The organism is Hymenobacter sp. UYAg731 (assembly GCF_054061335.1).
This window is the reverse complement of sequence record NZ_JBSSEC010000008.1, coordinates 126,274-139,230: the sequence shown is the minus strand read 5'-3', so window position 1 is coordinate 139,230 and position 12,957 is coordinate 126,274. Positions and strand designations below refer to the sequence as shown.

The 12,957-nt window shown below is 60.9% G+C and carries 11 protein-coding genes; 5 read left to right on the top strand and 6 right to left on the bottom strand.

Features of this window, described 5'->3' with window-relative positions:
- Positions 1-3 precede the first annotated feature (3 nt).
- From ACVWYF_RS21250 to ACVWYF_RS21240, 3 genes are all read left to right on the top strand, one after another.
- Entirely contained in the window at positions 4-648 is a 645-nt protein-coding gene (locus tag ACVWYF_RS21250; protein ID WP_457071914.1) for a hypothetical protein, read from the top strand.
- Between the two features lie 155 nt (positions 649-803).
- On the top strand, positions 804-1,238 hold the full coding sequence (locus tag ACVWYF_RS21245; protein WP_457071912.1) for a CsbD family protein: 435 nt from the start codon (positions 804-806) through the stop codon (positions 1,236-1,238).
- 252 nt (positions 1,239-1,490) lie between these two features.
- Positions 1,491-1,973, top strand: coding sequence for a hypothetical protein (locus ACVWYF_RS21240; RefSeq protein ID WP_457071910.1), 483 nt, complete (start codon positions 1,491-1,493; stop codon positions 1,971-1,973).
- Positions 1,974-2,195: 222 nt separating this feature from the next.
- Here ACVWYF_RS21240 and ACVWYF_RS21235 read toward each other — a convergent pair whose 3' ends face one another.
- From ACVWYF_RS21235 to ACVWYF_RS21225, 3 genes are all read right to left on the bottom strand, one after another.
- On the bottom strand, positions 2,196-4,955 hold the full coding sequence (locus ACVWYF_RS21235) for an Eco57I restriction-modification methylase domain-containing protein (RefSeq protein WP_457071908.1): 2,760 nt from the start codon (positions 4,953-4,955) through the stop codon (positions 2,196-2,198).
- Between the two features lie 198 nt (positions 4,956-5,153).
- Positions 5,154-5,756, bottom strand: coding sequence for a Uma2 family endonuclease (locus ACVWYF_RS21230; RefSeq protein ID WP_457071906.1), 603 nt, complete (start codon positions 5,754-5,756; stop codon positions 5,154-5,156).
- 36 nt (positions 5,757-5,792) lie between these two features.
- Positions 5,793-7,025 (bottom strand): NAD(P)-dependent oxidoreductase, encoded by a 1,233-nt coding sequence (locus ACVWYF_RS21225; RefSeq protein ID WP_457071904.1) that lies wholly within the window; start codon positions 7,023-7,025, stop codon positions 5,793-5,795.
- A 301-nt stretch (positions 7,026-7,326) separates the two neighbouring features.
- Here ACVWYF_RS21225 and gcvP point away from each other — a divergent pair, with 301 nt between their 5' ends.
- Complete coding sequence (gcvP, locus tag ACVWYF_RS21220) at positions 7,327-10,245, top strand: aminomethyl-transferring glycine dehydrogenase (protein WP_457071901.1); 2,919 nt, start codon at positions 7,327-7,329, stop codon at positions 10,243-10,245.
- An 82-nt stretch (positions 10,246-10,327) separates the two neighbouring features.
- On the opposite strand, the gene ACVWYF_RS21215 is transcribed toward gcvP, so the two are convergent.
- Positions 10,328-10,651: a hypothetical protein gene (locus ACVWYF_RS21215; protein ID WP_457071899.1), complete on the bottom strand. Its 324-nt coding sequence runs from the start codon at positions 10,649-10,651 to the stop codon at positions 10,328-10,330.
- A gap of 231 nt (positions 10,652-10,882) precedes the next feature.
- On the opposite strand from ACVWYF_RS21215, the gene ACVWYF_RS21210 reads away from it, so the two are divergent.
- Complete coding sequence (locus ACVWYF_RS21210; RefSeq protein ID WP_457071897.1) at positions 10,883-11,479, top strand: DUF4136 domain-containing protein; 597 nt, start codon at positions 10,883-10,885, stop codon at positions 11,477-11,479.
- 57 nt (positions 11,480-11,536) lie between these two features.
- Here ACVWYF_RS21210 and ACVWYF_RS21205 read toward each other — a convergent pair whose 3' ends face one another.
- A complete protein-coding gene (locus ACVWYF_RS21205) occupies positions 11,537-11,938 on the bottom strand; it encodes a DUF805 domain-containing protein (RefSeq protein ID WP_457071895.1) in 402 nt (133 codons plus the stop codon).
- A gap of 45 nt (positions 11,939-11,983) precedes the next feature.
- Positions 11,984-12,877 (bottom strand): lipoyl synthase, encoded by an 894-nt coding sequence (gene lipA, locus ACVWYF_RS21200; RefSeq protein WP_457071893.1) that lies wholly within the window; start codon positions 12,875-12,877, stop codon positions 11,984-11,986.
- Positions 12,878-12,957: the final 80 nt, after the last annotated feature.

Genomic DNA, 12,957 nt, shown 5'->3' with positions numbered 1-12,957 from the left:
GCCATGCGTACCGCCGTCACGCTCCCGGCCCTGCGCCGCCTGCTGCTACCAGCGCTACTCGTGGCCGGGATGGGCCCGGCCCGGGCTCAGGCAGCCGGAACCACCGATGTTATTCTCCGCACCGATGGCCGCGAAGTGCCGGGCCGGGTGCTCACCATCTCGCCCCTGACGCTGCGCTACCTGCCGCCCACCGGGGCCGACACGCTGCAACTGGCCACCGCCGACGTATTCCTGGTGCGTTACGCCAACGGCACCCGCGAGGTGCTGCACCCGGCCGCTTCAACCGAGCAGCCACCAGCGCCCGACCTGTTGCCGGACCTGAGCGAGGCCCAGCGCCGCACCAAGGGCCGCCAGGACGCGGCTCGCAGCTACACCAGCAGCGGGCCGTTCTGGGGTTCGCTGGGGGCCACGCTCTACGGGGGGCCGTTGCTAGGGGTGGTGGCTCCGGTCAGCATCGCGCCGCATCCGATAGTGGCGGCCAACCTCAGAGCCCCCCACCCTGAACTCTTAGCCGACCCGGCTTATGGCCCGGCCTACCGCGCGGAGGCCCAGCGCCGCAAGCGCGACCGGGCCTGGGGCGGCTATGTTACGGGCGTGGGCGTATGGGTGGTGGTGCTGGGCAGTATCATCGCGGCCAGTTTGCAATAGCACGGCGCATGGTTGGGCAGCGGTGGCGGTAGCGGGGTATAAAATTCCGGCATTCGGCCGGTGGCCTCAACGCGCCTAAAAAGCCTTGCGTACAAGCCCAACAATTTCACCTCTCCCCACCCTCATTTTCTTTCTAACTAAACCTGCTTTCAATCATGGACCTCAACAGCAACAACGTTAGCGACAACACTGAGCTGCAAGCGCGCGGCAACTGGAACCAACTGAAAGGCGAAGCCAAGCAGAAATGGGCCAACCTGACCGATGACGACCTGACCTACCACGAAGGCAAACAGGACGAATGGCTGGGCCGCCTGCAGGAGAAAACGGGCGAAACCGTTGACAACATCAAAAACTGGTTCAGCAGCATCGGTAACGATGCCAGCGCTACCGCCGCCGGCAACAGCACCGAGCTGAAAGCCCGTGGCGACTGGAACCAGATTAAAGGCCAGGCCAAGCAGAAGTGGGGCAACCTCACCGACGACGACCTCGACTATGAAGACGGCAAGCAGGACGAGTGGTACGGCCGCCTGCAAGAGAAAACGGGCCACGCCATCGACGACATCAAAGGCTGGTTCCAGCGCACGTTCTAACGCAATTCTTTCCCCGATGACGTGACGCGGCTTCCTAGCCACACTGGGTTGCGTTATCATCAAAAAGCCCCTTCTGGAAACAGGAGGGGCTTTTTTTGTAGTCGGGGCACGCGGCTTGGCCGGGGAATTTGGCGGGCTGCCCGAAAAGTCGCACCTTCGACCGTCAGCGGCGCAGGACGTTGAGAATAAACTACCATCCCCGGCTCGACGGCCGGGGTATTTTCTCTTTCACGTTCTTCGTTTTCTAACCGTATGGCCGATAAACAGCCCATCGTCATCGTTGACATTCCTACCAAAGTGCTCCAGCAGCTGGCCGACTTGGCGGCCCAGGCAGAAGCCCTGGCGGCCCCCTACCTCATTCCGCTCACCACCGAGCAGCGCAAGAAGCGCCTGAAAATGGGACCCAAGTCGGTGGATTTCGTTACCAAAACCTTCAATTTTACCACGGCCACGCCGGCCTTTGCCCCCGGTTTCGTGGACGTGCCCGGCCTGGGCACCAACCTGGCCACTGTGGCCGGCCTCGACCCCGTGGCCGCCCGCTTCGCCAACCTCGGCTACAGCCTCGAAAGCACCAATATGGTGGCCAGCGGCTCGGCCCAGTCGGCGGGCCTGCTCATTTATAACCGGGTGCAGGAGGCTGCCGACAATAACCAGCCCGGCGCGCAGCCCGTGTTCAACGAGCTGAAAACCCAGTTTGAGCGCACCAAGCAGGAACCCAAGCCCGCCAAGGCCTAAAGCCTGCCGCCGCGCTTCATGAAAAGGCCCCGTTTCCTGCGAAACGGGGCCTTTTTTGTGTCGGCTGGGGTTCCGATGCCCGATGGCGGGGTTATTATCTCCGGAGTCGGGGTTCGGAACCCCGATAATGGGGTTATTATCCCCGAAGCCGGAGTTCGGAACCCCGGTGTCGGGGTTATTATGCCCGGAGTCGGGGTTATTATCCTCGGCAGCGCAGTCTTTTTACCCGAGGGCGGCCACTATCTGGTCGATGTCAGGCTGCGAGAGGCCGTAGAGTTGGTACACCAGCCGGTCGAGGCGGCGCTCGGCCTGCGTGAGCTGGCGCTGAAGCTGCTGCTGCTGGGTGGGCACCGTGGCGGCGGCCCGCTGCTGGTGCAGCTTGGTTAGCTCATCGACTTCTTTGGTGATATCGACCACGGTTTGCTTGTGGGCTGCATTTTTGGGGCTGAACTTGGGCAGCGGCAGTTGTTTCAGTTGGTCGCCTTTCACCTTTGGGAAGGTCGCTTTGCCGTCGGCCATGGTTTTGCTGAAATAGAAACTCATGAGCCGCGAGGCAATAACGCCAGCCAAAAAAGTTGCCGGATAGGCTTTATTGATGGGGAGCAGCAGGTACAGGCTTTGGTCGGCGTAAAACTGGCTTTTGTCCACTGCGGCATAAATCCTTTCCTTACCCATTACCTGCCTAACCAAGACTTTTTCGGGCGCGAGAAAAATTCGCTCGTCCCGAAAAGACTGGTTGGAGAACCGGGTTTCCAAGTCTTTGTCGTAGCAGACCCACTTGCCCTTCCAAGTGGTATAATTGGGCTTCACATCAGAACCCATCAGGAATTTTTTATAAAAGCTTGTTTCCTTTTTGCCGCGCACGAAATCCTTGCGCACCTTCATCCCAGCCTTTACTTCTACCACGCTGCCCAACGCAACCGGGTTGGCCTTGCGCACGCGGGTGGCTAGGTCGAAAGAGGCAGTATCATTGGCCGTATTGTAAAATGCGCCGGGGCCTGACCGCAGTACGGCCTGCTTAATGCGCATGGAGGGCGTGGTCACAACGCCACTGAACCGGGCTGCCGCGTCGGTGCCAATAATGACGTTGTGCGCGGCCCGCTTGGCCGCGCTGTCTTCCCGAGCGGCGAGCAGGATGATGGTATCTACCGCCGCATCCTTGAAGATGCCCGATTTAAGGTCAATAACCTGTTCCAGCCGGGTTCTATCAAGCACCAGCTCCCGCAACGGCTGATAATACTTGTTGGTGAGCAGCGCGGATGGGATGATGTACCCAAACCGGCCCCCGTCTTTCAGCAACATGACGGCTTTGGAAATGAAAAAGGCAAACGTATCGGGCTGGTAGGAAGCGGCCGGATAGGTTCGGGCAAAGTAAGTTTTAACGGCTTCGGAAATAAACTGGCTCCGAACGTAGGGCGGATTGCCGATAACACCGTCGAAACCACCCTGCTTGAAAATAGCTTTGAACTCGTCGCGCCACGAAAAGGGGCGTAGGTTATCAGTGGTTGCCTCAAACTCAAATTCATCGTAAAAATCCGGGTCCACCAGCGAGTTGCCCACCTTCACGTTGTGGTCAATGGTGGGCAGCAGGCGCTCGATGCCGAGCTGCTGAGCGGCGCTGTTGCGGGTTTCGCCCTCCAGGCACTTGAGCAGCAGCGAGAGCTTGGTGACTTCCACGGCCTGGGCATCGAGGTCGACGCCGTAAAGGTTGTTGAGCAGGATGGCCTTGCGGGTGGTGGTGCTCAGGCGGCCGTCGGAGGTGAGGGCGGCTTTGTCGGCGGCGGCGGCGCGGGCCTTGCCGGGCGTGGGGCGGGGCGCGGCCGTGGGCGGAGCGGCGGCTTTGGGGTGGCGCTGGTAGTAGTCCTGGTGCCAGTCGAGGAGGTAGTCATACGCCCCCAGCAGGAAGGAGCCCGAGCCACAGGCGGGGTCCACGATGCGCAGCTGGGCCACTTCGGCGGGGGTGCGGCCCTGGCACAGCGGCTCCAGGGTAGCCCGCACAATGTAGCGCACGATGTAGGGCGGGGTGTAGTACACGCCGCCGGCCTTGCGCACCTCGGGCTTTTCCACAATCTGGGCGCGGCCGGGGGCGGGCAGCTCAATGATTTTGCCCAGAAACCGCTCGTAGGCCGACCCCAGAATGTCAACGCCAATCACGTCGAACTTGTAGTTAGAATCGGGCGGGTAGAGGCCGCGCAGCAGCCCGCGCACCACGTCGTTGGAGAGGGTGACGGCACTAGAGAGGGTATCGGCGCTCAGGTCGAACAGGCCGGAGTTGTAGCGGGTCACGGCGGCGCGGAACCGGTCGAGCAGCTCGCCGTAGAGCTGGCCGGGGGTTTCCTTTTTGCGGTCGGCGGCCAGCTTTTCCAGGTCGCCGTAGGGCTCCACTTCGCGGTCTTCGGCAATGCGCAGAAACACGATGCGGTCAAGCAGCATTTGCACCAGGTAACGCAGGCCGTCCACGTCCAGCTTTGGGTTCTGGCGAATCAGGTCCTGCGCCAGGTCGGCGCGCATCTGCTCCAGGGTGTTGAGAAAGGCCACGTCCACCGTTTCGGTGCCGCGCCTTTCGGGCACGGCCGCGGCGCGGCGGTCGAGGCTGCCGTCGGCCACGGTTTCGCGGGCCAGCAGGTCCCACAGCTCGTCGAATCGGGCCAGGTAGGTATCGAAGCGCAAGTAATCGAGGCGGGCGGTGGCCGCGGTGGCGCGGGCGTTGGGGTTGGCGCGGCAGTCGTAGAGGGCCAGTTCCTCAAAGTCGGTGAGGAAAGACAGCGGGATGCCCTTATTCCAGGCGTAGGTACGCACCTGCACGGCCGGGGCGGGGTCGTCGTGCAGGTTCACGGCGGGCTTTTTGGCTTCGATGTAGAAGCGAAAGCGGCCATCGAGCTGCACCCCATAATCGGGCGCTTTCTGGCGGCCGGCCACGCGCACCCGGTCTTCGGTAATCACCTCGCGCTGCGAGAGCGGGCGGTTCTGGTGGTTGGGCACGTCCCAGCCAAAGGCTTCGAGCCAAGGGTTGAGGAAATCGACCCGCAGCTGGGCTTCGCTATAGGCCGCGCTCTTGTAGTGATTGTAGTTCTAGCTGAATTTATCAACCAGCCGGGTCAGGGTGGCGCGGGCCTGTTCTTTGGTAGAAGTCATGCCGGCAAATGTAACGGCCCGTTCCGCTTGTCCCGTCCCCGGCCGCTACACCGCGTCGTCAAAAATATCGGCCCACTCCACGGCCAGACCAGGCAGCGTGGCCACGGGCATGGGGCCGGGTTCGGCATACTCGGCGGCCACCTGGTAGCGGCTCTGAGCATCGAGCACGTAGGCCGTGACGGTGAGCAGGCCGGGGGCCACAATCCAGTACTCGCGCACCCCGTTTTCCTCGTAGAGGTCGAACTTGGTTTTCGTGTCGTGGCCCACATTGCCGGGCGAGAGAATTTCGATAATCCAGTCGGGCGCGCCCACGCAGCCACGGGCGTCGATTTTGGTCAGGTCGCAGACGATGCACAGGTCGGGCTGCACCACGGTGTTGATTTCCTGGTCGCTATTAGCGCCGCCCGTGGTCAGGCGCACATCGAAGGGCGCGGCGTACACGCGGCAGGCCCGGCCCTTCAGAAACCGACCTATTTCGATGACGAGGTTGGTCGAATACTGCTGGTGCCGGGAGCTGGGGCCAGCCATATGCCGCAGCAGCTTGCCCCTGATTAACTCCACGAACTCCTCAAACTTCCAGGTCAGGTAGTCAGCGTAGGTGTAGCTGCCGTTCGGGTCGAGCTGCGAGAGTTTCGTGATGGATTCCATGGCAACAGGAGAAATAATTACTTGAAGATACGGCCCTCACCCCACGGAGGCACGACTGGCTTCGGCCACGTAATCGCTCAGATACTCGTACCGCTTCGTCAGCCGGCCGCCTTTGGCGATGGTGGCCCGCGCAATGACGCCTTCGGCGTCGTCGCCCAGCAGGTGGGGCAGCACCTTGTCAATGAGTTGGCGGCCGAAGTCGCGGCTGGCGTTGCGGGGCAGCTCGCAGGGCAGGTTGTCCACCGCCATTTCGGTGATATTCCCGGGGCGCGAGTAAGCGGGTTCCAACTCGCCGGTGGCGGGGTTATAGTCGAAAACCGGCTCGGCGATGGTGCTGCTGCGCTTGGTGGTGGGCACCGAACCGTTCACGTCGCAAGTCACGTCGGCAATGGTATTGATGCGGAAATCGGGCCGGCGCGTGTCGGCTTCCGAGAAAAGCAGCGGCGCGGCCGGGTGCCAGTAAGCGCAGGCAATGAGCAGGTCGGTCACGGGCAGAAAATTACCGAACGTGGACTCGTACTCCGCCGGGTGTTGGTGGAAATTCTGGGTGTCCCACACGCGGCCGTCGCGGCGGCGGTTGTAGTCGGAGCTGCGCAGCTGCGTATACACCGGCTCGTTGAAAGTCAGGTACAGGTAATCGTACACGCTCACCCGGCGGATGCCCATGCGGTCGAGCACTTCCAGCGCACCCTGCGCCACCCGGCCGCTGCCCGTGACGGCCATTTTGATGGGTGGCAGCTTCTTCACCTTGAAGAATTCCTCCTGCATGTCATCCATATCCACGCACTGCCAGGCGGGTTTCAGGTCGTAGAGGCCGTGCTTGCGGCCGTAGGTGAGCAGGCCATTGTAGGCCCCCACAATGCCGGCATAGCGCCCGAAGGCCACGATGCGCTCGCCGTGCTCATTGGTCAGCAGCTCGTAGTCAATCAGGGTAATGTGCTTGTCGAGCACGGCTTGCAGCAGCTTGCGGTTGGCGGGCTGCTTCTTCACGGTGTGCGAGAAAAAGAGGTAGGTTTTGTTAGGAATCAGCTGGTCGACGGGCACTTCCTTCACACCCATCAGCACGTCGCAAGCCGAAATATCATCGCGCAATTCCAGGCCCAGGTCGCGGTATTCCTGGTCGGTGTAGCTGCGGATGGGGCTACTCTGCACCACGACTTTCAGGCCCGGGAAATCGGCCTGCGCCTCGGTGCATTTCTTGGGGGTGAGGGGCACGCGCTTGTCAGGCGGGGTTTTGCCTTCGCGGATGAGGCCGATGGTGAGGGACATGGGGAGGGAATAGTGGGAATTGGGTGGGAAGGAAAAAACCGAGAACGTCATGCAGCGCGTAGCGAAGCATCTTGCCCGCTCAACGCTATTTACTTGACCCAACGAAGCGGTAAAGATGCTTCGCTGCGCGCTGCATGACGTGCCAACAGCCCGGGATTGGCCGCCTATATAAGCTGAACGACGGCCAAAATTACGGCTTTCCCGCAGTTCGCCGGGAGGTTTCGGGCGTACCTTTGTTAAGGAATCTGAATCCGAAAACCCACCTGCCTAACCAGCTCCCCACCAATCCATTCCCGTCTTTATGTCGTTGAAATTCTCGCCAGTCGACGTTTTTGAAGCCCGCCACAACGCGCCCAGCGCCGAGGCCCAGGCCGCGATGCTCCGCACCATTGGGGTCGAAAGCATCGAGCAGCTCATCAATGAAACGGTGCCGCCCGCCATCCGCCTGAAACGCCCCCTCGACCTGCCCGCCGCCCTCAGCGAACGGGCTTTTTTGGCGAAGTTCAAGCAGATTGCCGGCCAGAACCAGGTGTTCAAATCCTACATCGGCCTGGGCTACCACGACACGACTTTGCCGCCCGTTATCCAGCGCAACATTCTGGAAAACCCGGGTTGGTACACCGCCTACACGCCCTACCAGGCCGAAATTGCCCAGGGCCGCCTCGAAGCCCTCATTAATTACCAGACCGTGGTAATTGACCTCACCGGCCTCGAAATCGCCAACGCCAGCCTGCTCGACGAAGGCACTGCTGCCGCCGAAGCCATGCACATGCTGCACTCGCAGACCAAGAAAAAGGGTGCCAACCAATACTTCGTGTCGGAGCAGGTGCTGCCCCAGACCATTGACCTGCTGCGCACCCGCGCCACGCCGGTCGGCATCGAGCTGGTAGTGGGCGACCACCGCCAAGTGGACCTCAGCAACGAAGGCTTCTTCGGCGCGATGGTGCAGTACCCCGCCGCTGATGGCGAGGTGTTCGACTACAAAGACTTTATCGCCCAGGCGCAGAAAAACAACGTTTTCGTGGTAATGGCGGCTGACTTGCTGGCCCTCACGCTGCTCACCTCGCCTGGCGAGCTGGGGGCCGATGTGTGCGTGGGCAATTCCCAGCGCTTCGGCGTACCGATGGGCTACGGTGGCCCGCACGCCGGTTTCTTCACTTGCAAAGAGCAGTTCAAGCGCGTGATTCCCGGCCGCCTCATCGGCCAGAGCATTGATGCGGCCGGCAATAAGGCCTACCGCATGGCCCTGCAAACCCGCGAGCAGCACATCCGCCGCGAAAAAGCCACCAGCAACATCTGCACCGCGCAGGTGCTGCTGAGCGTATTGGCCGGCATGTACGCCGTGTACCACGGCCCACAACGCCTGAAGCAGTTTGCCACCAACACCCACCTGCTGGCCCAAACCCTCGAAGCCGGCCTGAAGAAGCTGGGCGTGGAGCAAACCAACACTTCTTATTTTGACACCCTGAACCTGCGCCTCGAAAGCGCCGAAATGCAGCAGGCGCTGAAGAAGGAAGCCGAAGCCGCCGGCATCAACTTCCGCTATTTCGAAGATGTGCGCGTCGGCATTTCGCTGAACCAGAACACCGAGCTGCACGACGTAGCCGATATTCTGGACGTGTTCGCCAAGGTGCTGGGCAAGGAAGCCGACCAGCTGGCCGAAATCATTGAAGCTGCCGAGCTGCACGTGCCCGCCGCCCTCGTCCGCAGAAGCGACTACCTCACGCACCCCGTCTTCAACACGCACCACGCCGAACACGAGATACTGCGCTACATGAAGCAGCTCGAAAACAAGGACCTGAGCCTCGCGCACAGCATGATTGCGCTGGGCTCCTGCACCATGAAGCTGAACGCCACCGCCGAGATGATTCCGGTGACCTGGCCCGAAATCGGCGGCCTGCACCCCTTCGCCCCCCGCGAGCAGGCCAAAGGCTACGAGCAGATTTTCTCGGACCTGCAAGCCTGGCTCTGCGAGGTAACCGGCTTCGATGCCGTGAGCCTACAGCCCAACTCGGGCGCGCAGGGCGAGTACGCCGGCCTTCTGGCCATCAAAGGCTACCACGATGCCCACGGCGACCACCACCGCACCGTGGCCCTCATTCCGGCCTCGGCCCATGGTACCAACCCCGCTTCGGCCGTAATGGCCGGCATGCAGGTAGTGGTGGTGAAGAGCACCGAAGACGGCAACATCGACCTAGCTGACCTCAAGGCCCAGGCCGACAAGCACGCCGCCAACCTGAGCTGCCTGATGGTGACCTATCCCAGCACGCACGGCGTGTACGAGGAAACCATTATCGACATCTGCAACATGATTCACGAGTACGGCGGCCGCGTGTACATGGACGGCGCGAACATGAACGCCCAGGTGGGCCTCACCTCGCCCGCCATCATCGGGGCCGATGTGTGCCACCTCAACCTGCACAAAACCTTCTGCATTCCGCACGGCGGCGGCGGCCCCGGCGTCGGCCCCATCGGCGTGGTGGCCGACCTGGCTCCCTACCTGCCCGGCCACGCCGTGGTACCGGTGGAAGGCCGCACCAGCGGCTCGGTTTCGGCCGCGCCGTGGGGTTCGGCCAGCATCCTGCCCATCAGCTACGCCTACATTTCGATGATGGGCGGCGACGGCCTGACGCGCGCCACCGAAACGGCCATCCTCAACGCCAACTACATCAAGGCCCGCCTCGAAGCGCACTACCCCGTGCTCTACACCGGCAGCCACGGCCGCTGCGCCCACGAGATGATTCTGGAATGCCGCCACTTCAAAAAGGCCGGTATTGAAGTCGAGGACATCGCCAAGCGCCTGATGGATTACGGTTTCCACGCGCCCACCGTGAGCTTCCCCGTGGCCGGCACGCTCATGATTGAGCCCACCGAAAGCGAAAGCAAAGCCGAGCTCGACCGCTTCTGCGACGCCATGATTTCCATCCGCAAGGAAATCGCCGATGTGGAATCGGGCAAGGCCGATGCCAAAGACAACGTGCTCAAGCATGCCCCGCACACTGCCGCCACCGTGCTCGTCCACGACTGGACGCGCCCGTACTCGCGCGAGCAGGCCGTGTACCCCATGGAGTACGTGCGCGCCAACAAGTTCTGGCCCGCCGTCAGCCGCATCGACTCGGCCTACGGCGACCGGAACCTGATTTGCAGCTGCACGCCCATCGAGGAATACGCCGACCAACAGGAAGAGCTGGTGCAGGCCGACAAAGGCCCGTCTTATTAAGTTAAAAATTAGGAGTTAAGCGTTAAAAAGCCCGCCTGAATCATCAGGCGGGCTTTTTAACGCTTAACTCCTAATTTTTAACTCATTTGCGATTTCCCCGCTCGTTGCCGCGCTCGCCGAAGCAGCGACGGTCCATGTAGCCTACTTTGGTCTGGCCGTCTTTATCGAGCCGGACGCGCACAAAATAGGCGTTGATGGTATCCGTTACTTGAACCTCATTGCCGCTAGTGGTTTGGGCCAGGATGGTGGACGTTTTTTTCATGCCGTCGTACACCGGGCAGTCCACAATGGTATTGTGCGCGACGGGGGTACGGTCGACGGCCGCTTTGCTCATTTCGTCGCGGGTGGAGGTACAGGCGGCAAACAGACCGGAAACAGCCAAAAAGAGTAGGGCAGTTCTTTTCATCAACTGGGAAAAAGCAAGGGTGGGGATTTTGGAGGTAAGGTAGGACAAATTCCGGTGATGTCAACATTTTCTCTTCTTATTTGCATTCGCTCAACCCCCAACCCGGCCCTGCGAAAATGGAACGCCGCAACCCACTTTTCCGTTAATATCACAGCCCCCGAAAACAGTCCCTTTATCCTGATAAACGGCTTTTTAGGGGGCATATTCCATCCGTCTTCTTTCTTCCTTTTTATGAACCGCATCACCCGTTTTCTGGCCCATCCGGTGGCCATGGTTGCCGCCAGCTTAGTGTTACTGCTGGGTCCCAGCGGCTGCACCACGTCCTCCCGCGTAGGCGTGACCAATGACTTTGACCACGCGGTAAATTTCCGGGCCTTCAAAACCTGGGCCTGGTACCCGCAGCAGCCCCGCGATGCCGAGAACGGCCCCGCCAAGGGCTACGAGTCGTTTCTCGACAAGCGGATGCGCGCCTCTGTGGCTTCGGAGATGACCCAGAAGGGCCTCACCGAAGTAACCACCGCGCCCGATATCTACGTGGCCTACAGCGCCCGCGTGGAGGACAAGCAGCAGGTTTCGCCCTATTACAACGGCCTGGGCTACCCCTACGGCTACGGCTATGGCGGCTACCGCGGCTACTCGCCCGTGACGCAGTACAAAGCCGGCACCGTGGTTATCGACATCATCGACGCCCACCGCAAGGAGTTGGCATGGCGCGGCACCGGCCAGGCCCAGGTCAACCAGAATACCATCGACGAAGCCGAAACCCACCGCATCGTGAACGGAATTCTGAGCACCTACCCGCCGCAGGATAACAACGCCCGTCGCTAATAATTTCAGCGCATTCTGCTCAGTAAAAAAGTCCCGCCAACATTAGCGGGACTTTTTTTATGATTCAATACTAGCGTCTGGGGGCAGCGAGGCAACTGGTACGGCGGCCGGCAGCAATAAAAGGCGTTTGGGGTCGAGGCCGAAGCGGTTGGGACCAATAGTGCCCTGCACGAATTGCAGCCCACCACCCAAAATATAGCTCACTACCGGCAGAAGCATTATCAAACTCCACCAACTGCTGAAGTTTAGGTCGTGTAGGCGAAGCAGGACCTGCACAATTACCAGATAAAACAAACCGACTATGACCGCTAAGGCTGCCAACTGCATCCAGGAAGGGATTTCGGCGGGATACAGCAACCCGGGAATGGCATAAATGACAATTCCTGCGACATAAAGCCCCAGCACTCGCAGAAAATAAGCCCGACGGCGCAGGCGTCCGGCAGCAGTAAAAAAGGCCATGAAGTAGATTTTTGGCCTAAACTACACCGGTCCGTTCAAATGGCTTTAAATAGGCACGTTTACATGGCGCTCGGCGTGGTAGGAGCTGCGCACCAGCGGGCCGCTTTCCACGTATTTCAGGCCGCGGCGCAGGCCTTCCTCTTTGTAGTGGGCGAATTGGTCGGGGGTGATGAACTCGGCTACTTCGAGGTGGCGCTTGGTGGGCTGCAGGTACTGGCCGAGGGTGAGAATGTCGAGGCCGTTGGCCACGAGGTCGTCCATGGCCTGGTACAGCTCGTCGGGCTTCTCGCCCAGGCCCAGCATAATGCCGGATTTGGTGCGGTGGCCGGCGGCTTTGGTCCGGCGGATTTGCTCCAGGCTGCGGTCGTAGCGGGCCTGCGGGCGCACGAGGCGGTAGAGGCTGCCCACGGTTTCGACGTTGTGCGAAATCACTTCCTGGCCGCCCGAAATCATCACGTCGAGTGCGTCCCAGTTGGCTTTCACATCCGGAATCAGAGTTTCGATAGTGGTTTCGGGGCTAAGCTGCTTGGTGAGCACCACGGTTTCGCGCCACACGCTAGCCCCGCGGTCCTTGAGCTCGTCGCGGTTCACGCTGGTGAGTACGGCGTGCTTCACCTTCATGAGGTGAATAGCCTCGGCCACACGGCGGGGCTCGTCGAGGTCGTACTCGGTGGGGCGGCCGGTGGCCACGGCGCAAAACGAGCACGAGCGGGTGCAGATGTTGCCCAAAATCATGAATGTAGCCGTGCCCGCGCCCCAGCACTCGCCCATGTTGGGGCAGTTGCCGCTCTCGCAGATGGTGTGCAGCTTATGCTCGTCCACGAGGCGGCGCACGGCGGCGTATTCTTCGCCCACGGGCAGCTTCACGCGCAGCCAGTCGGGCTTGCGGGGGCGGGCGGGGGCAGCCGTTTCGGGCTGGATAACGGGCAAATCAATCATAATTAAATTATGAATTATGCATTATAAATTATGAGTTGGCAGAATTGAAGCCAGTGCCCAGACACAACAAAATTACGAAC